The sequence below is a fragment of the Paenibacillus sp. BAC0078 genome (assembly GCF_054483875.1).
Genome location: NZ_JBTLRW010000006.1, coordinates 1 through 21256 on the forward strand (window position 1 = coordinate 1; position 21256 = coordinate 21256).

Annotated in this window: 23 protein-coding genes and 1 pseudogene; 21 read left to right on the forward strand and 3 right to left on the reverse strand. The window is 48.7% G+C overall.

The features are described from left to right. Both ACX1DY_RS13045 and ACX1DY_RS13050 read right to left on the reverse strand, forming a co-directional pair. Positions 1 to 782: IS256 family transposase (locus ACX1DY_RS13045; RefSeq protein WP_458964630.1), on the reverse strand; the 782-nt coding region annotated here is incomplete at its 3' end. 94 nt (positions 783 to 876) lie between these two features. Then, positions 877 to 1071, reverse strand: a complete 195-nt coding sequence (locus tag ACX1DY_RS13050; RefSeq protein WP_458964631.1) for a hypothetical protein — start codon at positions 1069 to 1071, stop codon at positions 877 to 879. A gap of 181 nt (positions 1072 to 1252) precedes the next feature. On the opposite strand from ACX1DY_RS13050, the gene ACX1DY_RS13055 reads away from it, so the two are divergent. The 7 genes from ACX1DY_RS13055 (at position 1253) to ACX1DY_RS13085 (ending at position 6025) form a co-directional block, all read left to right on the forward strand. Then, the gene (locus tag ACX1DY_RS13055; RefSeq protein ID WP_458964632.1) at positions 1253 to 1840 is read left to right on the forward strand and encodes a TetR/AcrR family transcriptional regulator; all 588 of its coding nucleotides are present in this window, start codon (positions 1253 to 1255) and stop codon (positions 1838 to 1840) included. Between the two features lie 16 nt (positions 1841 to 1856). After that, the gene (locus tag ACX1DY_RS13060; RefSeq protein WP_458964633.1) at positions 1857 to 2198 is read left to right on the forward strand and encodes an Asp23/Gls24 family envelope stress response protein; all 342 of its coding nucleotides are present in this window, start codon (positions 1857 to 1859) and stop codon (positions 2196 to 2198) included. Beyond that, positions 2186 to 3001 (forward strand): glycosyltransferase family 8 protein, encoded by an 816-nt coding sequence (locus tag ACX1DY_RS13065; protein WP_458964634.1) that lies wholly within the window; start codon positions 2186 to 2188, stop codon positions 2999 to 3001. The genes ACX1DY_RS13060 and ACX1DY_RS13065 overlap by 13 nt, the downstream gene beginning before the upstream one ends. A gap of 116 nt (positions 3002 to 3117) precedes the next feature. Further along, complete coding sequence (locus tag ACX1DY_RS13070) at positions 3118 to 3909, forward strand: helix-turn-helix domain-containing protein (protein WP_458964635.1); 792 nt, start codon at positions 3118 to 3120, stop codon at positions 3907 to 3909. Next, positions 3906 to 4544: a GNAT family N-acetyltransferase gene (locus tag ACX1DY_RS13075; RefSeq protein WP_458964636.1), complete on the forward strand. Its 639-nt coding sequence runs from the start codon at positions 3906 to 3908 to the stop codon at positions 4542 to 4544. Before ACX1DY_RS13070 ends, ACX1DY_RS13075 begins: the two co-directional genes overlap by 4 nt. Positions 4545 to 4790: 246 nt before the next feature. Continuing rightward, positions 4791 to 5798, forward strand: a complete 1008-nt coding sequence (locus ACX1DY_RS13080) for an alpha/beta hydrolase family protein (protein ID WP_458964637.1) — start codon at positions 4791 to 4793, stop codon at positions 5796 to 5798. A gap of 44 nt (positions 5799 to 5842) precedes the next feature. Then, positions 5843 to 6025, forward strand: a complete 183-nt coding sequence (locus tag ACX1DY_RS13085; protein ID WP_458964638.1) for a hypothetical protein — start codon at positions 5843 to 5845, stop codon at positions 6023 to 6025. Between the two features lie 78 nt (positions 6026 to 6103). Here the strand turns inward: ACX1DY_RS13085 and ACX1DY_RS13090 are convergent, their stop codons facing one another. Then, positions 6104 to 6982: a glycosyltransferase family 2 protein gene (locus ACX1DY_RS13090; protein WP_458964639.1), complete on the reverse strand. Its 879-nt coding sequence runs from the start codon at positions 6980 to 6982 to the stop codon at positions 6104 to 6106. A gap of 142 nt (positions 6983 to 7124) precedes the next feature. Here ACX1DY_RS13090 and ACX1DY_RS13095 point away from each other — a divergent pair, with 142 nt between their 5' ends. The 14 genes and pseudogenes from ACX1DY_RS13095 (at position 7125) to ACX1DY_RS13160 (ending at position 21236) form a co-directional block, all read left to right on the forward strand. Beyond that, positions 7125 to 7376, forward strand: a complete 252-nt coding sequence (locus tag ACX1DY_RS13095; protein WP_458964640.1) for a CarD family transcriptional regulator — start codon at positions 7125 to 7127, stop codon at positions 7374 to 7376. A gap of 216 nt (positions 7377 to 7592) precedes the next feature. Continuing rightward, positions 7593 to 8261: pseudogene (locus ACX1DY_RS13100) on the forward strand (excinuclease ABC subunit UvrA); the annotation flags it as partial. Positions 8262 to 8294: 33 nt separating this feature from the next. After that, entirely contained in the window at positions 8295 to 8615 is a 321-nt protein-coding gene (locus tag ACX1DY_RS13105; RefSeq protein ID WP_458964641.1) for a hypothetical protein, read from the forward strand. A gap of 260 nt (positions 8616 to 8875) precedes the next feature. Beyond that, positions 8876 to 9481, forward strand: a complete 606-nt coding sequence (locus ACX1DY_RS13110; protein ID WP_458964642.1) for a pentapeptide repeat-containing protein — start codon at positions 8876 to 8878, stop codon at positions 9479 to 9481. Between the two features lie 341 nt (positions 9482 to 9822). Further along, positions 9823 to 11574 (forward strand): sensor histidine kinase, encoded by a 1752-nt coding sequence (locus tag ACX1DY_RS13115; RefSeq protein ID WP_458964643.1) that lies wholly within the window; start codon positions 9823 to 9825, stop codon positions 11572 to 11574. 32 nt (positions 11575 to 11606) lie between these two features. Then, positions 11607 to 12293 (forward strand): response regulator transcription factor, encoded by a 687-nt coding sequence (locus ACX1DY_RS13120; protein ID WP_458964644.1) that lies wholly within the window; start codon positions 11607 to 11609, stop codon positions 12291 to 12293. Positions 12294 to 12320: 27 nt separating this feature from the next. After that, positions 12321 to 12845 (forward strand): CDP-diacylglycerol--serine O-phosphatidyltransferase, encoded by a 525-nt coding sequence (pssA, locus tag ACX1DY_RS13125; protein ID WP_458964645.1) that lies wholly within the window; start codon positions 12321 to 12323, stop codon positions 12843 to 12845. 5 nt (positions 12846 to 12850) lie between these two features. After that, positions 12851 to 13342: a DedA family protein gene (locus ACX1DY_RS13130; protein WP_458964646.1), complete on the forward strand. Its 492-nt coding sequence runs from the start codon at positions 12851 to 12853 to the stop codon at positions 13340 to 13342. An 85-nt stretch (positions 13343 to 13427) separates the two neighbouring features. Further along, on the forward strand, positions 13428 to 14261 hold the full coding sequence (locus ACX1DY_RS13135; protein ID WP_458964647.1) for a metallophosphoesterase: 834 nt from the start codon (positions 13428 to 13430) through the stop codon (positions 14259 to 14261). A gap of 415 nt (positions 14262 to 14676) precedes the next feature. After that, entirely contained in the window at positions 14677 to 16284 is a 1608-nt protein-coding gene (locus ACX1DY_RS13140) for an extracellular solute-binding protein (protein ID WP_458964648.1), read from the forward strand. 94 nt (positions 16285 to 16378) lie between these two features. Further along, a complete protein-coding gene (locus ACX1DY_RS13145) occupies positions 16379 to 17281 on the forward strand; it encodes an ABC transporter permease (protein WP_458964649.1) in 903 nt (300 codons plus the stop codon). 39 nt (positions 17282 to 17320) lie between these two features. Then, complete coding sequence (locus ACX1DY_RS13150) at positions 17321 to 18193, forward strand: carbohydrate ABC transporter permease (protein WP_458964650.1); 873 nt, start codon at positions 17321 to 17323, stop codon at positions 18191 to 18193. 24 nt (positions 18194 to 18217) lie between these two features. Further along, positions 18218 to 19921, forward strand: coding sequence for a hypothetical protein (locus tag ACX1DY_RS13155; RefSeq protein ID WP_458964651.1), 1704 nt, complete (start codon positions 18218 to 18220; stop codon positions 19919 to 19921). A gap of 130 nt (positions 19922 to 20051) precedes the next feature. Next, the gene (locus tag ACX1DY_RS13160) at positions 20052 to 21236 is read left to right on the forward strand and encodes an MFS transporter (RefSeq protein ID WP_458964652.1); all 1185 of its coding nucleotides are present in this window, start codon (positions 20052 to 20054) and stop codon (positions 21234 to 21236) included. The last annotated feature ends 20 nt before the right edge of the window (positions 21237 to 21256 follow it).

Genomic DNA, 21256 nt, shown 5'->3' on the forward strand with positions numbered 1-21256 from the left:
ATGACGTCCGTCTTGTGTTTGACCCGGATTTTGGGGAACGTGGCACGGACTTTGTGAACGACACAGTGCTGTACATCGGCCTTGGGGTACACTTCTTTGAATGCGGCATCCAGTCCGGGCAGACCGTCAAATACACCGAGCAGGACTTCCTGCGCTCCACGGTTGTAAAGATCTTTGAGCACCTCTCTCCAACCGTTCGAGCTCTCTTGACCCCCGACGTAAAACCCAAGAATTTGACGGTGTCCGTCTTCATCAATGCCCATAGCAAAATAGACAACTTCACCGCCGACGGTGCCTCGTTTGAGCTTCACGTACAGCCCATCCAGGTAAATCACGGAGTAGCGTTTGGCGAGTGGACGCGACTGCCAGTTCTGAATGTCCTCCAGTACCGTGGCGGTAATATTGCTCACAGTCGCTGCGGAATAATGGCTACCAAACATACTTTCAATAAAACGGGCAACATCCCGCGTACCCATGCCGCTTTTGTACATCTGGATCACCGCCTCTTCCAGCCAGCCGTCCCGGCGTTGGTAGGGCTCAAACATTTGCGTCTGGAAGTGTCCTCTACGGTCCCTGGGAACCTCCAGATCCTCTAGATGGCCGTACTTGGTGTGCAGACTCCGGGTGTAGTAGCCATTACGGCTGTTTCGCTCACCGGCTTGCTCGTTCTCCATGAAGTGCTGAATTTCAGCTCTCATGATGGATTCCAGGTTCTCTTTGACAAACTCAGTGACAAGATTTTCAAATAGATTATTCATTAGATTTTCGGGTACAATAGTCATCGAGTAGGGTTCCTCCTTGGTGGTTTCGCAATCCCGAGGATACCCTACTTTTTTGTTGCCTGGCTAGGCTCCAAATCTTGGTACACAACTTACTTTACGCCATCGGAGATGGAGGAAACAACGGCAGAAATGCCGTTGTTAGGCGATCCGGGGCCGGAGATGGAGGAACAACGGCAGAAATGCCGTTGTTGGACGGTCCGGGGCCGGAGATGAAGAAAACAACGGCAGAAATGCCGTTGTTAGGCGATTCAGGGCCGATGATTGTGGATGATGTGGCCGGGATTCCCATAAGCAGTGGGGACCCAGGCTTTTTTTTGTTGGGACGCATGCCTGGTTGTCAAGTAAAACGGCCGCAAGTTTGACTATTACCGGTGGGACAATTATCATATAATTATGATAGTATATTCTATCAAATGATTGTTATAGCAATCATAAATTGTCATGATATTGATCCAATAGAGGAGCCGCTGATGAAAAAAGAAATGACGGCAGTCAAACAAACGAGGCTTCATTCCATACTGGATGCGGCGACGAATTTACTGATCGACAAGCCGAGTGCATCCATGAATGAAATTGCCGAAGCGGCAGGAATCGGGATCGCGACACTGCACAGGTATGTGGAAAGCAGGGAGCAACTGATGGTTCACCTGGGACTTCGGGCCATTGAGGTGGTAAGCGAGACGATGCGAAGCGTTGCACTAAATGAAGAAAACTGTGAAGCCTACATTCCGGAACTGATCGAAGCGCTTATTCCACTAGGGGATAAAATATATTTTCTCGCCCATGATGCATCGGTTAACTATAACCCGGAAATTGATGCCGCGGACCAGAAGCTGAGAGAACCGGTCATGCATGTGATCGACTTATTGCAGAAGAAGGGCTTTTTGCGCTCCGATATGGATAGAGAATGGATTATGAACGTCCTGTACTCGTTGCTATTTTTAACCTGGCAGCAGGTGAAAAGCGGGCACATTGCAATGAAATCTGCGGCGGCGCTGGTGGTAGACACTTTTTACAATGGTGTTCAAATGAAGGCAGTTCAAGAGGCCAAGCGATAAACAGGAGGGGATTGTAATGTTGATTCAAAATATGCTGGGGAGCATCACCATTTCAAAAGAGGTAGTAACTAAAATCATCGGCACGGCAGCAGCCGGCACCAGCGGGATTGCTTCCATGTCAACCGGCATGGTCGAAGAAATTACCAGAAAGCTAAGCGGAACAGCCCTCCAAAGCGGCATTGAGCTTAGCTCTACAGAATCGGGACTCGATATTAATCTGAGAATTGTCGTGCATTATGGCGCAAGAATGAATGAGGTATGCAAGGAATTGCAGATGAATGTCCGGGAAGCCGTTGAGAAGCTCGCCGGACTGTCCGCCCGAAGTGTAAATGTTAGAGTAGAGAAATGCATCGTATGAATATTCTGGTCACCTTAAATTCCGGCTACCTCAAGCCGCTAAAGGTTATGTTGAAATCCATGTTCGTGAATAATCCTGGTGAGGATTTTGCCATCTATCTAATGCATTCCAGCATTGGAGCAGAGGAGCTTGAGGCCACCAGCCGCTTTGTGGAGCAGGAAGGGCACCGGCTGTTTATCATTACAGTGCAGGATGAGCTTTTTGATAAGGCTCCGGTGGTCAAGCATTACTCCAAAGAGATGTACTATCGCATATTGGCCTTCAGATTCCTGCCGGCGGAGATACGTACCATTCTCTACCTCGATCCGGACATGATTATCATCAACAAAATCAGGAAGCTGTACGATATCGACTTATCCGCCCACATGCTCGCCGCCGCCAGCCATGAGCGCATATCACTGAAAGAAATTAACCGCATCCGCCTGCTGCCGTATGATATTACGGATTACTATAATACAGGTGTGTTATTGATGAATCTCGAGAATATGCGGCAGAACATCAACGAAGCAGCATTGTTTGAATTTGTGGAGGAGTATAAAACCCACCTTATCCTTCCAGACCAGGACATTATCAATGCGCTTTATTCTGCAAGCATTTTGAAGATCAATGAGGTTGTCTATAATTATGACCCCCGCTTCTATCTCTATTATAAAATCTTAAGCGGAGGGCAACACGACATGCACTATGTAATACATAACAGCTCAATTATTCATTTTTGCGGAAAACGAAAGCCCTGGAACAAGAATTATACCGGCCAATTTCATTCCTTGTATAAGCATTATGAGAAAATAGCGTTATCCTAGCTGGCAGCCCCCATCTCCTTTTTGGGGCTTTTTTTGTTATGCCGCATTTTCTTGCTTGACCTTAGGTCTGACCTAAGGTGTATCTTTAGATCAAGCGCAGCGAAGGAGTGGGGAGAATGAAAAATGAGATCACAATCAGTGAGCTGGCCAAGCTAATGAATGTGTCTGTGCATCAGATCCGTTATTTCGAAGAAAAAGGAGTTCTGATGCCTTCCTATACGGGCGACAATCAGTATCGAATGTACGGCATTGAGCAGATTTATCAGCTGGCGCATATTCTGTTATTGCGTAAGCTGGGCCTGTCCGTGCAGTCGATCAAAGAATGTATGACGAGCTTTGGGCCGGAGCAGGTCCGGCAGATGCTTCAGAGCTATTTGAGCGAAACGAATGCGGAAATCATCCGGCTGCAGTCGCTCCAGCAGTTTATCAGCAAGGTTCTTCATGAGCACCAGGACTTCAGCCAAGAAAACACAGCTTACCAGGTGAAGTGGCGGGAACCGGTGAACTTGATGTTCTGGTTCGAAATGAGCACACAATCTGCGCTGCATGCCAGAGAGCTGGCCGGGCAAACCGGACAGATTGCCAATCTGTTCGAAACGGATATTCATTTTGTATACAATGGTGCGGGCAACGTCTCACTGTATACGGAGGTCAAGGAGCAGGGCAGCCGGGTCTTACCTGCGGGAGAGTACCTCTCCTCCCAATTCGTAATTGAACATGAAGCTGAGCTTGACCAGCGGATTGAGCAGTTCTATGACTATGCAGCAGCGCAACCCTATACTGTGACAGGGCCGCTTGTTCTCATTGAGAAATCGTATCTCTCCCTGTTCAGTCAGGATAAGCTTCATTACGAGCTGCTGATGCAGCTTGAAGCGGGCGCACCTGCCGAAAGGGGGAGTGCACCGTGACGAATGCCCCTATCACCATTGAACCGATGGAGGCCAAGTACAACCGGGAGGTCAGCTACCTGCTTGTGGACGGGTTCAGCAGCAAGTTTGGCCGCTTGTCGGGGCTTGCCCATAACGAGCTGGCGTTATTTTTCGAAAGGCTGCTGGATTTCTTCCCGGAAGAAACCGCCAGTCAAAGAATGGTGGCGCTTCAGGAAGGAACGGTCATTGGAACCCTGTCCATCAAGTGGAAGCCGGGGGTGGATTCGGGTGATGCTGCGGCCCGTTCCCCCGCCAGACTTCCGCTAATACAGGAAATTAATCGGTTTGGAAAATGGAAGGTATTCAAGCTGACAGCCGCTTTGTACTTTCTGGACCACAAGCCGCAGGCCGGAGAATGTTATATTGCGGACCTCTCTGTTCATCCTAAGCATCGCGGGAAAGGAGTAGGCAAGCTGCTGCTGCGCTGGGTACAGCAATATGCTCTTGGCCAGCCTTTGCTCAATTTTTTGAGCCTGCACGTTTCCGGCGGCAATCAGGGCGCCAAACGCCTGTATGAACAGCAGGACTTCCGCACGCAGGGGAAGGAGCACAGTCTGCTGAGCTATGTTCTTTTTCATGAATGGAAGTGGGAGTATATGATTCGGAAATTTTAGCTATAAGTTGAACTGGAAAAATCATAAAAAGGGCAGAAGTGACGGAGGGGAAGTTTGGAACTGGAGGAGCATCAGCGTCCGCCTTTGTTCACAGATTTCAACCGCCAGTAGCGGCCTCAAATCAGGAAATCTGTGAACAACAGCGGCCGGAAGTCCAAACATTCCCCGTAGTCACGACCAGCCCCCAATATGTAAATATTAAGTTCAACTTATATAGCATGAACTTTATTCTTGGAGGAAGCAGCTATGAGAAAGAAAATTGGCATAACAATCGTCGGTATTGTTCTGATATGCATAGGGGCGGTGCTCTATATACTGAAGCAAAACACCTTTGACATGGTGGAGGAGTCCGTTGAGATCCCCTCCCCTCAGGGCAAATTGACGGGCACGCTTGTCCTGCCTAAGCAAGAGTATGACAAGCTGGGATTGGTGCTGTTCATTCATGGCGACGGGCCGATCAATGCGTCTCATGATGACGGATATAAGCCGCTGTGGGAGAAGCTTGCTTCCCAGGGCTATGCTTCACTGTCTCTTAACAAGCGGGGTATTGATGGCTCTGAAGGGAACTGGCTCGATCAGAACATTGACGACCGTGTAGAAGAAGCCCGCCAGGCGCTGGCCTGGGCGAGAATGCAGCCGATGATTGACGATGCGCGCATCGGTGTGTGGGGAGCAAGTCAAGCGGGGTGGGTAATTCCGAAGCTTGCGGGGAAGGAGCCGCTTGCCTTCAGCATTCTGGTGTCCCCTGCTATCAACTGGCTGACCCAGGGGGAATACAACACCCGCGAGCAAATGGCAAAGGACGGACACTCTGAGGCTGAAATTTCTAAGCAAATTGAGTATGAACGGCAATTGAAGGAGCTTTTGAAAGAGGGAGCATCCTATGAGGAATATGTAACAGCAGCGCATAAGGACGACGTGATGTCCAAGGAACGCTGGACCTTTGTCAGCAAGAACTTTAAGGTCGATGCCGCCGCCGATCTGCATAACTTCAATACTCCTGTGCTCCTGCTCCTGGGAGACAAGGATATCAATGTGGATTGGAAGGAGACGGAGCAGGTGTACCGTAAAGAGGTGAGCCCTTCTTCCTTGCTTTCGGTCAAGGTTTTCCCGGATACAGAGCATTCCATGCTGACGACCCAGACCGCAGATTCAGAATTCCGCGCCTTGCTCATCAGCCTGTTCGCACCGAGAAAAATTACAGTGAACGGCTACATGGAGCAAATTGCACAATTTCTGAAGGAGCTGCCTTGAGGTTCCTGGTGCTTGCTGATGCTACAAATTATTGAGGAAAGGACATGAACCATGCCAAGACGGAGAAGGCTGAAGCCGGAAGTGCGGCGCAGCACGATTTGAACAGCGCCCGGTTCAAGGCCCGTCAGGCCGAAGTGAAGGCGAGGCTGCTGCGGCTGCAGTATTTTAGCAGCCTGTGCAAGATTGAAGCGATGGAGAAGGGGCTTATCCTAGCGGCTCCCAATTAGGTTAAACCAATATGCAGCAAAAAGACGGCGTACATTCTGTTACTCTCGAATATACGCCGTCTTTTTTTTCAGAAAATATTAATATCTGGATTGACTAAAGCATTGGGATAATACCATATTTAAGGTCTGGTGGTCATACTTTTGTCTCCGTAAATTGCCCTCCAGAATCTTGTGAGCCCATGCTAAGCATTTATTATAGTAATCGGGTTCATATATACGTATTCTAAAATGGCAAAAATCCAAGTGAATCTGGTACTCCTCAGCTGAGGGTTCAACGTCGAGCAGACGTAATTGATTTCTGCGGATGTTTTCAGACTGTATTTGTTGTGCATGTTGTTGAGTACTTGATATCTGATTGGAATGCTGTCTGTACATGAGCAACACATCAGGAAGATTAACTACCTGCGTAACTGCCGCTAATCGATTCCATATTTCATAATCCTCGGCATGATAATAATACAGATACCTGATACCATGGTTCTCTAGTACGGATTTTCGGATCATAGCGGTTGGATGCACGATCGTACAGTGGAATAACTGCCAGCATCTGATTTCCTCATGATTTAAAGGTTTCGTGGAAACACCATCTTTTCCCAAGAAACGAACCTGAGAACCGCAAACCCCGCAATGCTGGTGAATGTCCATGAATGTCACTTGACGTTCTAAGCGATGGGGCAAAGCGATATCATCACCATCCATTCGGGCAATATACTCCCCCGTACATAAATCGATGCCTTGATTTAAGGTCTCAATTAATCCCAGGTTTGTCGAATGCTCAATCACTTTAATTCTGCTGTCACCGAATTTTCTAATAATATTTAAGGTTCCATCCGTTGATCCGTCATCAATAATAAGTAATTCGAAGTCCTTATAGGTTTGCGTTAATATACTGCAGATTGCTTCTTCGATATACGGGGCCACATTATAAACCGGCATGAGAACTGATATTTTGGCCAATATCTACACCGCCCATCTTTTATTCTAAAATATTGTATGTGAGACTCGTGTTGTACGAACTGCATACTTGTCTATTTAGCTGAATATAGTCCGGAGTGTCCCAACTTTTCTTCCCATTCCGATATCCATCTGGGGTCAGCAAATGTTAGAATCTGGAGCCAAGGTGTTTTATCCGTTACAGGGAGCGGGCTGTGTAAGCTCCGTCGAGACGCTGCAGTTCATGGGTTGTCCAAGAGAGTACTATACAATCCACTTGCAGTTGAACAGCCTGATTGCGTATGTTCCGACAGACAATGCCGAGAAAATGGGGCTTCGCCGGCTTGCATCGCCAGATCAACTGGAGGAAGAGAGAAAGCTTTTTTTCTCCAAATCTGCCAAAATGCTAAGCTGCTGATCAAGAAGGTTACTGCGGAAGAAGCCGGACTGCTGGTACGGGAAGACATCCGGTAGAGGGAAGCGATTCTCGCGGATTAGGCGCATAGTAGATTTGATAGTTCTACTCAAAATAATTCTCAATAGAATAACAATATATGGTAAAAATACTTGACATGCATATGATAAAATTAATTTATGAAGAATGAAACGCTGCTTGGCCCGGGCTGATATCAGGACCTTATCCGGCGGCGAGAGCCAGCGCATTCGTCTGGCAACACAGCTCGGCTCCGGGCTTATGGGCGTGCTGTATATTTTGGATGAGCCTTCGATTGGCCTGCATCAGCGTGACAATGACCGCCTGCTTGCGGTTTTGGGGAAAATGCGTGATCTCGCCAATACCTTGATCGTAGTGGAGCACGATGAAGATACCATACGTCAAGCGGACTGGATCGTGGATATTGGCCTTTATGCGGGAACGAACGGAGGCAAGGTCATTGCACAGGGCGCTGTGCAAGACATTATGGCAGGGCGCGCCGGAACCGGTAACAAGCTGACTATCGTAGGTGCAGCCGCCAACAATCTGAAGGGATTAGATGTGTCTATTCAGCTGGGCACCTTCACTTGTGTAACAGGAGTATCAGGGTCCGGGAAATCCAGTCTCGTCAACGAAATATTGTACAAAAAGCTGGCCGCTTCCCTGAACAGAGCGCATACTGTTGCCGGCGCCCATTCGAGAATAGAAGGGCTTGAGCATCTCGATAAAATCATTAATATCGACCAAAATCCGATCGGACGCACGCCGCGCTCCAATCCGGCCACCTACACCGGTGTCTTTGACAATATCCGTACGCTCTTCTCGCTGACGAACGAAGCTAAGATTCGTTCGTATGGCCCCGGCCGGTATTTGCGAAAAGAGCTGGAAAAGGAGTATTAAAGAATGAATCTGATGAAAAAGCAGGTTTCTCATGTCCGTTTTGGTTCTGGAACAGTTTCAAGTAATGACGGCGGGCGGATCACGGTTGTATTTTCTGGAGAGGCTGGGGAGAAATGCTTTTTGTACCCGGAGGCCTTCGAGCATCATCTGAGCATTTCCGACCCGGCGATCCATGAGGAGATCATGAAGGATTTACAATTGAAGTCCGAGCAGGCTGCGGCCGAAAAGCTTCGTCAGGAGCAGCAATATATAGAAGAAATGGGCAGGCTGGCGGAGGAGAAGCTTGCTGCCAAGAAGAGACCGTTGCGCCGGAAAAAGCCGTAATCCTCCTAAAAGGGGCTGAAGTAATGGAGGGGAAGTTTGGAGGAGCGATAGCGACCGCCTTTGTCTTCAAGTTTCATCCGCTAAGAGCGGTATAAATCAAGAAACTTGAAGACAACAGCGGCCGGAAGTCCAAACATTCCCCGCAGTTACGACCAAGCCCCCATTATTAATAGTCTAAAGTTCAGTTTAAATAGAGACGGCGATCTTTTCCCAGGCTACAATTGGAGAAGATCGCTAAGTTTATGATAGGAGGCAAAATAGTGTATCAATACAAGGATCGGGAATTTACTGAAATCCGTTTTGACGGGCAGGATTTGCGTTACGGGGAGCTTGTCCGCTGCACGTTTACAAAGTGTACATTTATGAATACTTCTATGGAAGAAATTGATACAAGCCATTGCCGGTTTATTGAATGTGATTTTAAAGGTGCTGCCTTAAATGCGTCCATCCACACGGAATCGGCCTTCGAGAATTGCAAGTTCACCGGCGCTAATCTCTTTGTCACCAAATTCATCACCTGCAAAATGACCGGATCGGATTTCGCGGGCGCTCAAATGGACGGCATTACGCTAAGCGGGGGCGACTGGTCCTATACGAATCTGAGGCACACCAAGCTGGGTAAGCAGGATTTGCGGGGGATTCGTTTTTTTGAAGCGGACCTTTCGGAAAGTGATTTGACAAAGGCGGACTTAAGAGACTGCGACCTGACAAGAGTGATGCTGGGCAAAGCGAAACTGCTGGGAGCCGATCTGCGGGACGCCAAGCTGGAAGGCATTGATTTGAAGGCACTGGATGTCAAAGGCGTGCGAATGGACAGGGAGCAAGCGGTGTTGTTCTTGCGTTCCTATGGCGCGAAGGTAGATTAAATACATAACAAAAGGGCGGTTTCTTTTTGTGGTTTTAAAGAGATTTTTGAAACTTGTTCCGCTTAAACAGCGGACAGAACGGACTGATTGTGGAAAAGCGGCAGCGGTCGCCTTTGTCCCCGGATTTTCACCGCTAAGGAGAATAAAATAAAATCTGGCGACAACAGCGATTGGAACAACGGTCCGTTCGCGGAGCGTCCACACCAAGCGCTCACGTTAATCCTACAAGAGAGATGTTCCAAGCCATTTCCGGCTTCGGGACATCTTCTTTTTTATGGACACATAATGAACAAACCGATTAGTTATAATAGACAAATAGAGCTGATATGCAAGGAGATCCTATGAAAAATAGAAGCATTACGTTCAAGCTGTTTATGATCACGGTTTTGTTTTTTGCATTTTTTTATATGATGATCATTCTATCGCAACTGCTGCTGTTTAATAACTTTTACGAGAATCATAAATTGAACAAAGTGGAGCAGCGTCTGAAGAAGTTCGCGACTGATTATTCCCGCAAGGATTGGAGCTCAAGCCAGCTCACGCGTGAAATGCTCAAATTCATGACCAGCAACAGAAGCCAGCTGGCGATTATGGATATAGATGGAAAACTGATGGTTGATGATCCTTACCATATGGTTGTAACGCAGGATGACGGTCAGAAAATTCTTGTATCCTTATCTCTCTTTATGACTCTGTATGGAGACGAGTTCAGAGCTGCAAACATTCAGAAGGGGGACAGGATAACACTTTTGGGAGATGTTGAGCAACGGGGGAAAGAGAATACCGGCGTGCTGTACCCCGAGAAGATTCTCCTGTCGAAATCGAAAGCGATTGGCCAATACGAGGGAGAAGTCTCGTCTCAGATCTCAGGGATTGTAACCGATATTGAAATGCCTTACTTCAAAATCTGGAATCTGCGGCAAGGTCTGCTTATGCAGGCATTGTCTGAGACGTTCCCGTTATCCGGCGAATTAAAAAAGCGGCTGAGCAATATGGAAATGCAGCAGTTTCCGTGGTTTGAATCCTGGAGCGGAACGAACAATGAAATCATTTTGCAGCCTTTTCTGAAGAATAATGGAGACTTGGAAATACTGTTCTCGGTTACCTCTATTCAGGAGATTGGCGATGCCAATGATGCGCTTCGTGAGTTCTTTATCTATTTGGGAATCGGGGGATTCATCCTTATTCTCATTCTTTCATTATTCTTCTCAAAAATCGTGACCAAACCGCTGATCGCCTTGAATCAGATGGCCAAGCGGATGCTTAACTTCGACTTTACGGCCGTCTCTCCGATTCGTCAGAATGATGAGTTAGGCAGCCTGTCGGGCAGTATGCTGGAGATGTCCCAGAAGCTGGACAAGGCGCTCAGTGATCTGAAGGATGCCAACGTCAAACTACAGGAGGATATTGAGCAAAAACAGAGACTTGAGGTGCTCCAACAGAGCTTTTTCGCCAACGCTTCGCATGAACTAAAGACGCCGCTGAGCATTGTCAAAAGCTTCGCAGAAGGCTTGCAGGATGGTGTGAATGTTAATAAACGCGAGCACTATACTTCGGTTATTATCGAGGAAGCGGGCAAGATGGAAATGCTGATTAAGGATATGCTCGATTTGGCGAGGCTGGAGTCAGGGACGATAGAGCTGAGAAAAAAGATGTTTTTGCTCAGTGAACGGGTTGAGAAGGTTGCAGACAAGCTGGTGTATCTACTCAAGGAGAAGGAACTGGAAATTATCGTTGTGCCTGTGAATGAACAGCATGTGCTGGCTGATCCGGAATGGATTGAGCAAGTCATTGTCAACCTAATCATGAATGCCATTCGCCATGCGGAAGAAGGAAGTGTCATTACAATTGAAATTCACAGCGACACCAGTACCAGACTCTACGTAGATAATATAGGTGAGGGAATACCGGAAGATCAGCTCAAGCTGATTTGGGATCGTTTTTATCGGGGAGAGCCTTCACGCAGCCGCAAAACCGGAGGCACAGGGCTGGGCCTGTCGATCGCTCAGCAGATACTCGAGATGCACGGCTTTGACTATGCGGTGGAAAATTTGCCGAACGGGGTCCGGTTCATTATCCATTTCAGCAATTGACCCCAGTCTTAAGATTGAAAGAAGGGAACGCAGTGCCTAAGAAAGTTCTTATTGTTGAAGATGAGACCCGAATCCGGGAAATTATATCAGACTATTTCATTCAGGATGGCTGGGAGGTCATTGAGGCCGAGAACGGAATGGATGCGCTGGATGATTTCGATACGTTATACCCGGATTTATTGATTCTCGACGTGATGATGCCCAAGATGAACGGGTTCGAGGTATGCCGGAAGGTACGCAGCCGTTCAGGTGTGCCGATCATTATTCTCACAGCTAAATCAGCGGATCATGACAAGGTGTACGGCTTTGAGCTTGGGGCGGATGACTATGTGACCAAGCCGTTCAGTCCCAAGGTGCTTATTGCCAGAGCCAACTCGCTTATGAAACGTGTGATTGAAAATTATAAGCCGCAAGGGCATATGCTGAAATTCGGGTCTGCGGTTCTGAACACGTTAGCCCACAAGCTGGAGGTGGACGGCAGAGAGGTGGAGCTGACACCGAAAGAATATGAGCTGTTATTGCTGCTCATCAGTAATGAGAATGTAGTGATTTCGCGTGAGGCGATCATTAACCGGGTGTGGGGCATGGATTTTGACGGAGATCACCGGGTTGTGGATTCACATATTAAGAAGCTGAGAGCGAAGCTTGGGTATGAATCGAGCTTTATCCGCACGGTTATCGGGGCAGGATATAAGTTCCACCAAGAGGTTAGGGATTAGCAAGGGTTCAGGAAGGAGAAGACTCACATGATTTTGAAGTATATTCCAACTATTTGCACTGTATTCAATTTAGGAGCTGGAGCGGCTTCGCTGATTTTTACGATTGAAGGATATTATAAGATAGCTTTCATTCTAATTTTAATCGCGGCTTTTTTTGATGTACTGGACGGACTGTTAGCCAGATTAATGAACTGTACGAGTGATTTCGGCAAACAGCTCGATTCTCTGGCAGATCTGATTTCATTCGGGGCTGCACCTGTTTTCCTGATCCTGCTGCACCATTTGGGGGACTTGCACGGGGTAGAAGCCGTTGCGGCCATTGTATTTATAATATGCGGCGCTCTGCGGTTAGCACGGTTTAATATATCAGCATCCAGTACGGAATTTACGGGTATGCCGATCACAGCGGCGGGAGTCATTCTATCTTTCTTTTCCCTGTCTAAACTGCGTATGGAACCGGCTGCAATCATTGCGTTAATTGGCGCCCTTTCTTTTTTAATGGTTAGCCGTATCCGATTCCCATCGTTGAAGAAGATATCTATCAGGAAGTGACAATCATGGAAATGGCTATGCAGTATATATCGCAATACGGGTATGCGGCAATCCTAGTCTTACTCGCTCTCGGAATTATAGGCCTTCCCATACCGGATGAGACATTAATGGTGTTCGTTGGGTATTTATCTTCTATGCATGTGTTAAACTACTTGCTTGTGATCCTGTTCAGCTTCATTGGATCAGTAACAGGAATGACAATCAGCTATACTATCGGGAGAAAATTAGGCTACAGTATTATTCATAAATGCGGAAAATGGGTGGGACTGACGCCTAAACGATATCGAAAGGTCAAGAAATGGTTCGCAAAATATGGAGCCTGGACCGTTTTTTTCTCCTATTTTATTCCCGGAGTCAGACATGCAGCCGGATACATATCAGGAATAACTGTGATGCCGTTTAAAAGGTATTTTTCGCTATGCTGTATCGGAGCGGTCGTCTGGACCGTATTGTTTGTATCCATTGGCTTTTTTGTCGGGAATAAGTTTTCCTTCTAAGGGATAATGTCCACGATCTTCCATATGATGTTGAATATAAATGCTATACATATATTCAATACTTGCACGGAAGAGGTGGTCCGCGATGAAAAAGCTGGTAAAGTCTGGCGTCAAACGAAGTCTTCCCTCCAGCATCAGGCGTAAACGCAGCTTAAAGCCCGCAGTGAAGGCTCAGGTTATCCAATTTGCGGTTATAGGCGACAGTCATGTGGGATACGGGAACAGCTCCAGTATTTTCAAGAATCTCTTGCCGAAGACCGTAAGCAGCGGGAATAAGAGGTTTGTTATTTTTGGCGGAGATAATGCGCAAGCGGGAGCCGATCATGGAAGTCATGCGGATGAGTATTACAAGGATTTCAAAGATACGGTTACGGGCACACTTGGAGCTATTCCATACAAAGCTTCAATTGGAAATTGGGAGGCAAGCACCCGGCCATTGTTCACCAAATATTTGGGGGCTGCTGCCGGACAAATGAACTTCCCGGGAACACAGACCAAGGTGAAGTATGTATGGCTTGATTGTGCTCTGGGCGTATTCAGTCCAGCCAGCATTAAATTGCTCAAAAGTTTGGATGACAAGCATTATTACATTATTGATTTTCATTGGCCTTTGAAGGTGGCAGGTATCACTGTAGATCCCAGCCATGTGTTAAGCGGGGCGGAAACGAGCAAATTTTTCGGTGCGATCCCACTGAAAGCAAGGGACAGGGTCCTGGCAATTTTCACTCATCACGGACATTTATTTTACCGGAAGCTCAACAATATTTATCCAGGTTACACCAAAACCAAATTTTTCGTCTGCGGCTGCTCGGGGGATTATAAATGTAAATCGAACGGCAGCAGGGGATACTATGATGCCACATTGACCATCAACGGGAGTAACTATAGTGTCAATGCCTTCCGGGTAAGCGTGACATAGTAAACTAAAATCCATTTAGAGGCTAATAATGTGTTAGGTAATATAACATTAAATACAAATAACAGGCGTTTCTGGAATATTCCGGGAACGTTTTTTTTGATGTGTTATGATGTCCTTACGCGGAACCGGAGGGAATGGGGTAGGGCTAATTATAGGGATAAACCGGTCAATCCGGGATTAAAATAAGCTTGAGATCAGGCGGGACGGGCATTCGTGCGAGTTGTGGAAAGCAGTTTATTGTGGCGATAATTGTTTATCTCCCTTTCTGAAAATGATTTTCGTCTTTCTGAAAATGGTTTATTGTGCAGTTTCATATTCACGTGTAATACTAGGTGACATCGAAGGCGTAGTGAATATCAGGTGAAGCATTCGATGGTATGTTAAGTAACATTATAAGGGGAAAGGTGATGAGAGAATGACAAAAGGTTGGTCAAAAAAATGGGGAAGCCCCGCAATGGCAGTCGTATTAATCTCCTCAATGCTGTTATCCGCATGTTCTTCCAAGGAGGATGCTTCCAGCGGGAATGCAGCGTCAGATTCCTCAAAGCCTACTACATTAAAGGTGGAGCTGTTCGACCGGGGGAATTCACCTGCCGGCTATACCATCACCGACAGTTATTTGACAAGACTTGTGCAAGAGCGCTTCGGCAAGCCGAACAATATTGATGTACAGTTCGTGCCGGTGCCGCGCTCCGAAGAAATTCAGAAGCTGAACGTACTGATGGCCAGCCAGAGTGAAGTGCCGGACATTGTGTTCACTTACGATTCGGGTACTTTTAACCGGTATGCAGAGCAGGGCGGTCTGACGGATCTTACAGATTTGCTGGATAAAGACGCGCCTAATCTTAAGAAATTTCTGGGCGAAGATACTTTAGCCTACGGACAATATAAAGGAAAGCAATTCGCACTTCCAGGCAGAAGACTTGTGCTTGGCAAATACGCCGGCTACATCCGTCAGGATTGGCTGGACAAGCTGGGCCTGCCGGTGCCGCAGACAACAGATGAGCTGTACACTACGCTGAAGGCATTTAAGGAAAAAGACCCGGGCAATACCGGAGGAAAGGTTATTCCGTTCGGTGTGAGCCTGGCATCGGCCCAATATGAGCCGCTGCTCTGGTCCTTCATCCAGCCGCTCACCGATGAGCAGCGGTATACACTCACCCAGCAGCTTGGCTCCAATGATTATCCAACCCTGCTTCCGGGCTTCAAGGATGGTCTGAAATTCATGAACAAGCTGTACAATGAAGGCCTTATCAGCAAGGACTTCGGCCTGGATAAAGACAAGAAGCAATTGTGGCAGAATCTGCAGAACGGTCTGCTCGGCTTCTACACAGAGGATGCCGGAGAGCTGTACTTCAGTGCAAATGGCGGCTATGAGAACCTGCAGGCCAATGTTCCCGGCGCTGTGATTACTCCAGTCGATGTCTTCACGAACTCGGAAGGCAAGCATGCCAAACCGGCTTATGCACCAAACGCGATGTATGTCATGATTCCGAAATCCAGCAAAAATGCGGAAGCGGCGCTGAAATATCTCGATTGGATGGCTTCCGGCACAAACCTGTTCGATATGCAGTTCGGGGTAGAGAACGAGAACTATACGCTCGTAAACGGAGTACCTGTAGTGAAGCCTGATGCGACTCAGGAAGCGATGGACCGGATCTACAACTTCGGCGACCTGGCAATCATCGTTAATGGTAAATATGCCGGAGACGATGCCAAGAATGAAGCGGCGTACATTGCACAGACACCGGAGAAATACCAGGCAGACATGCGTAAATCGGTGGAAATCTCCAACACGGACAACATTCAGCCGGTGCGGTTCGTTCATCCGATTGAAGCGGAAGCGAAATACGGCACGGCGCTGGCCGACAAGTTCCAGGAAATCATCGTTAAGCTGACTATGATCAAGCCGGATCAGTTCGACAGCACATATGATTCGATGATGAAAGACTACATGGCCAGCGGCGGCCAGGCGATTCTGGACGAACGTACCGAAGCATACAAGGCAATGGGCTCCAAATAAAAAAAGCTGAATGACGGCGGATTATGGTGGATGGGGAGCCGGGGCCGGCTCCCTGCCATCCGCTGCCGCAGGGCGGACGAGGAGAGTGAAGGCAGTGAAGAATTCCGTTTACTTACGCAGACACTGGCAGTTGTATGCACTACTTATGCTGCCGGTCATTTACTTCATCATTTTTAAATATGGACCTATGTACGGGGTGCAGATTGCCTTTAAGGATTTTAACTTTTTCCAAGGGATTGGCGGCAGTGAATGGGTTGGGCTGGATGTCTTCCGGGAAGTGTTCCAGAACAACAACTTCTTTGTAGCACTGCGCAACACGCTGATGCTGAATTTGCTGGACCTGATCGTTTCTTTTCCCGCACCGCTGATTCTGGCCATTATGCTCTATGAGCTGAGAATTACCTGGTTCAAAAAATTCGCTCAAACGATCCTGTATATCCCCCATTTTATTTCATGGGTCATTATCGGCGGCATTGTGCTGCAGGTATTCGGAACCCAATCGGGATTTATTAACAATTTGTTGACTGGCATGGGGCTGGAGGCCATTCCTTTTCTTTCCGACAAAAATTATTGGCTTATCACCTATCTTCTAATTGGCGTATGGCAGAGCGCAGGCTGGGGAACGATTTTGTACCTGGCGGCGCTGACCGGAATCAATAAAGAGCTGTTCGAGGCAGCGGAGGTGGATGGGGCAGGCCGGTTCAAGAAGATTCTGCATATCTCCTTGCCGGGCATCAAAACTACCATCGCCACACTGCTTATCATCAACCTGGGTAATATGATCTCTATCGGCTTCGACCGCCCGTTCATTATCGGCAACGTTGCGGTGCGGGAATATTCGGAAGTGCTGAGCACCTTTGTATACCGCGTAGGGATTGAGTCCGGGCAAATTTCACTGGCAACGGCTGTAGGGCTGTTCCAAGCGCTGGTAGGACTGGTCTTCCTGCTCGGTTCAAACTATGCATCCAAGAAACTGGCGGATGAGAGCATACTCTAGTCCAGAGCCGGAACAAACAGAGAATGAGGGGGAAACTAAATGAGTGAGCGCGCAACCAACCGGGTATTCGATGTTGTTAATATCCTGTTAATTACTTTCGTTGTCATCTTGTGCCTAATGCCTTTTATTCATATTATTGCGATATCCTTAAGCTCCAGCCGTCCGATTATGGCGGGTCTGGTCAGCTTTTTCCCCAGAGAAATCAGCTTTGAAGCGTACACTCAGGTGTTCTCCGATATGTCTATGATCCGTTCTCTTGGTTTCACGATCTTTCTGACTATTCTGGCTACAGTGCTGTCTATGGCCATGACGATAGCCGTTGCGTTCTCGCTCTCCAAAAAGGATCTGCGGGGACGAAAATGGTTCATGATGATTATTGTAATTACGATGTTCTTCAGCGGCGGGATTATTCCCGATTACATCCTGGTGCGCAATCTCCATCTGCTGGATACGGTCTGGGCGCTGGTGCTGCCCGGGCTGATCAGCCCCTTCTATATGATTATCCTGATCTCCTTCCTGAACGGCATTCCCAAAGGCCTGGAGGAAGCGGCGGAAATTGACGGCACCACCCATCTTGGCACCTTGTTCCGTATTATTCTTCCATTGTCGCTCCCGGCGCTGGCTACGCTCAGCCTGTTCTATGCCGTGGGCCGCTGGAATGGATTCCAGGACGCACTGATGTATATCAACAATACAGATTTATATCCGCTGCAGCTCAAGCTGTACCAGATGATCCAGAACAATCAGGTCAGCGATTTGATGCAGCAGGAGGGTCTCGGCATGAACAAGCTGATGCCGGAGAGCCTGAAGGCGGCGAGTGTTATTTTCACAACTCTCCCGATCCTGATTGTGTATCCGTTCTTGCAGCGTTACTTCATCAGCGGTATGATGGTGGGCGCGGTTAAGGGCTAAGACAATAGGAGGGGGAAGCACAGAATGACCCAGGCAATGATGGACCGGCTTACAGAAAAGCAGCGTTACTTGATTGTTCAAGCCTTGGAGATGATGGACCCGCTCTATGATGAAGACATGGAGCTGCTCAGAGATGAAGAAGAGATAGGACACCACAATACCCGCAGCAGCGCACACTATGCGCTGGCTCTGCTTATCCGAAATAACCCTGGCGATGTACTGCGGGCCTGCAGGCTGCTGGACAAAGTGATGGACCTGCAGTATCACTGCCCGGACGAGATTTATCACGGTACTTTCCGCACCTCGCCACAGGCGGTCTACCCTCCGGCGGGCAACTATGACTGGAAGAAATTCGCGCTGGGGTTTGCGTTCTTCCTGAGTGAGACGGTGGAGAAGGTTGGCAAGAAGTTAACCGGGCAGCTAGCCGGTCAAGCGGATTTATCGGCGGCCGGTATGGATGACAAAGCCATCAGACAATCCCTGCGCAGCGCGGTGGATAAGGTGCTGCCCCCGGTATGGAAAAGCTATGACCCGAACTGGCGTGAGTTTATTGCCTGTACCTTCGCTGTGATTCTGGATGAATTCGAAGACTGGCTGCCGCAAGGGCTGGTCCGCCGGATGAATGAATCTATGCTTGCAGCCGTCGGGGCTTCGATTGACCGGCGCCTGTCCGATGCTATTCCGATGAACTCGAATATCCTGCTCATGCATATCTTCATTGTCCATTATTACGGACACCGGTTTGGGGCTAGCAGCTGGATTACGCACTCGGACAGGGAGGCAGCGGATGCACTTGCCGCATACGAGGAATTCGGTTCCTTGGCGGAGTTCAATACAACTACCTATTACGGTGTGGATCTGACTGTTCTGGGCATGTGGAGAATGTACGGTAAGTCTGTTGCCATCCGCCAAACCGGAGGCAAGCTGGAGCATGGACTGTGGGAGAATATCGCCCAGTTCTACAATCCGAATCTGGAAAATCTCTCGGGGCCGTTCTCCCGTGCCTACGAGATGGAGATGACCGCCCACAGCTCTATCGGCGTTTTTCTCTATCTGGCGCTGGGAGCAGGCTATGAACATATGACCGGCGTTAACTGTGAAACCAGCCATGATCCGCTGATTGCCCTGGTGGGGGCAGACCTCCCTGAAGTGCTGCTTCAGCAGTTTAGGGAGCATAGCGGAGACCGCAAAACGACGAAGCAGTTCCGCGAGCTGTGTGAGCGGGACAATCCTGAAGCGAACCGTAATCTGTGCACCGCGGCAGCCTGGATCGGACGGGACCGGATGCTTGGCGCCATGTCGGGCAGCCGGAACACGAACGGCCAGATGCATCCGGCGACGATTCACTGGAAGAATGCCGAAGGTGAGAAATGCTACCTGCGGCTGCTCCGCCGGGAGAAGGGCAAGGGCTGGAACACCCATTTGCGGGGAATTATTTTCGAAGCTTCTGTGGACAAGGATCTGCTGGCGGTAGAGGTAGAGGTGGATACGGATACGGAAATTGAAGTGTATTTTGAAGTCAGCGGGCCCGGATTGTCCTTCGCCGAGATTACTCCTGAATGCTGGAGGCTGCCAAATCTGGGCTGCAAGGTTTCTGCTGTGGCGCCGGAGCCGGCTGTTATCTGGAACGAAAGTGACAAGCTGCTGGAAATTGTCTATGCGTACCATCCGAAGGACGGAAACGTGAAGATGAGCTTCACCCTGCAGCTCGACCCGCTGAACCCATAGCAGACAGAAGCAGGCAACGGATGGCCTGAGCTTGCTTGAATAAAGGCCGTCCTAGATAGACCTCCAGCCAGGCTGTGGCGGGGTCTATCTTTTTCTAAGCGACTATCTTGTGATGAAGGAAGAATGCAACATGGAAAATGCGGCGATAATACCCATGCAAGCCAAAATGGAGCTGCTCAAGCTCCGCTTGTTATATTTGATCACAGGTTTGGCGGGTGGACTGTTCAATCCTTATTTGACTACCTTGTTTGTCCATCAGGGTCTTGGGGCAGATGTTGTGGGAGTGCTGATGTCGGTTGGCACGCTGCTGTCCATTCTGGTGCAGCCGGTTTGGGGTCTATTGGTCGACCGGTACCGCCAGACGAAGCTCGTGCTTATTCTGAGCATCTCTATACCTGCTATCCTTTCTTATTTGTACAGCTTGAAATTGTTCATAGTGATTGTGATGGTGTATATCATCTCCATTGTCTTTCAGGCTACGCAAAGCCCGATTGCCGATTCCTATGCAGTCTCCGCAGCGCGGAAGGGGCGCACCTCCTATGGAACCATCCGCAGTCTGGGCAGCCTGGGGACAGCGCTTGGGGGTTATGCCGGCGGCTTCTATCTGTCGAGCTTCGGGATTACCGAGCTGTGGATACCTTTTCTGGCGCTTAGCCTTGCAGGAGCTGCTACCGTACTCAGCTTGTCCCGCAGTACGGAGCGAAATGCTGCCGCGATCTCTTTGTCACAGGGATTTAAGGAGCTGCTCGGCAACCGCATGTTCGTGATGTTTCTGGTTGCCTGTTTTTTCGTGAATCAGACGCTTACGGCCTATAACTCCTTTTTTGTGCTCGCTTTTCAGGATGCCGGGGGCAGCTACTCTCTGGTGGGCACCGCTTTGCTGCTGGCTTCTCTGACCAATATCCCTTCCATGCTGCTTGCGGCCAAAATTCTCCGCAGAATCGGCCATGAACGGACGCTGCTGCTGGCGGCATTTTTCTATGCGCTGCGGTGGGGCATTCAATGGCTGTTTCCGGTTCCGGCCGTGATGGTCGGCGTTCAGGTGCTGCATGGCTTGTCCTTCGGCCTGTTCTATGTGGCTGCGGTAGAATATGTGGCTAACGCTTCCGGCAAAAAAATGCAGGCCACCGGTCAAAGCATATTTAATATGGTATTCTCCGGCCTTGGGGGCATCGTGGGCAATCTGCTGAACGGCTATTTGTATCATGCGGGCGGCGCGCAGGTGATGTATCTTGCCTGCACTCTCAGTGCACTAATCGGAGCCGGCATGTTATATTGGATAAACAGAATTGCGAAGTTGTCTCCGAGGTTGTGAGTATATAAGCTGAATTTAAG

What these genes read in the sequence shown, in the direction of transcription:
- ACX1DY_RS13050 (WP_458964631.1), bottom strand. Translation starts at nt 1,071, where the DNA reads ATGGGAATCCCGGCCACATCATCCACAATCATCGGCCCTGAATCGCCT.
- ACX1DY_RS13055 (WP_458964632.1), top strand. Translation starts at nt 1,253, where the DNA reads ATGAAAAAAGAAATGACGGCAGTCAAACAAACGAGGCTTCATTCCATA.
- ACX1DY_RS13060 (WP_458964633.1), top strand. Translation starts at nt 1,857, where the DNA reads ATGTTGATTCAAAATATGCTGGGGAGCATCACCATTTCAAAAGAGGTA.
- ACX1DY_RS13065 (WP_458964634.1), top strand. Translation starts at nt 2,186, where the DNA reads ATGCATCGTATGAATATTCTGGTCACCTTAAATTCCGGCTACCTCAAG.
- ACX1DY_RS13070 (WP_458964635.1), top strand. Translation starts at nt 3,118, where the DNA reads ATGAAAAATGAGATCACAATCAGTGAGCTGGCCAAGCTAATGAATGTG.
- ACX1DY_RS13080 (WP_458964637.1), top strand. Translation starts at nt 4,791, where the DNA reads ATGAGAAAGAAAATTGGCATAACAATCGTCGGTATTGTTCTGATATGC.
- ACX1DY_RS13085 (WP_458964638.1), top strand. Translation starts at nt 5,843, where the DNA reads ATGAACCATGCCAAGACGGAGAAGGCTGAAGCCGGAAGTGCGGCGCAG.
- ACX1DY_RS13095 (WP_458964640.1), top strand. Translation starts at nt 7,125, where the DNA reads ATGTTAGAATCTGGAGCCAAGGTGTTTTATCCGTTACAGGGAGCGGGC.
- ACX1DY_RS13105 (WP_458964641.1), top strand. Translation starts at nt 8,295, where the DNA reads ATGAATCTGATGAAAAAGCAGGTTTCTCATGTCCGTTTTGGTTCTGGA.
- ACX1DY_RS13115 (WP_458964643.1), top strand. Translation starts at nt 9,823, where the DNA reads ATGAAAAATAGAAGCATTACGTTCAAGCTGTTTATGATCACGGTTTTG.
- pssA (WP_458964645.1), top strand. Translation starts at nt 12,321, where the DNA reads ATGATTTTGAAGTATATTCCAACTATTTGCACTGTATTCAATTTAGGA.
- ACX1DY_RS13130 (WP_458964646.1), top strand. Translation starts at nt 12,851, where the DNA reads ATGGAAATGGCTATGCAGTATATATCGCAATACGGGTATGCGGCAATC.
- ACX1DY_RS13135 (WP_458964647.1), top strand. Translation starts at nt 13,428, where the DNA reads ATGAAAAAGCTGGTAAAGTCTGGCGTCAAACGAAGTCTTCCCTCCAGC.
- ACX1DY_RS13140 (WP_458964648.1), top strand. Translation starts at nt 14,677, where the DNA reads ATGACAAAAGGTTGGTCAAAAAAATGGGGAAGCCCCGCAATGGCAGTC.
- ACX1DY_RS13150 (WP_458964650.1), top strand. Translation starts at nt 17,321, where the DNA reads ATGAGTGAGCGCGCAACCAACCGGGTATTCGATGTTGTTAATATCCTG.
- ACX1DY_RS13155 (WP_458964651.1), top strand. Translation starts at nt 18,218, where the DNA reads ATGACCCAGGCAATGATGGACCGGCTTACAGAAAAGCAGCGTTACTTG.
- ACX1DY_RS13160 (WP_458964652.1), top strand. Translation starts at nt 20,052, where the DNA reads ATGGAAAATGCGGCGATAATACCCATGCAAGCCAAAATGGAGCTGCTC.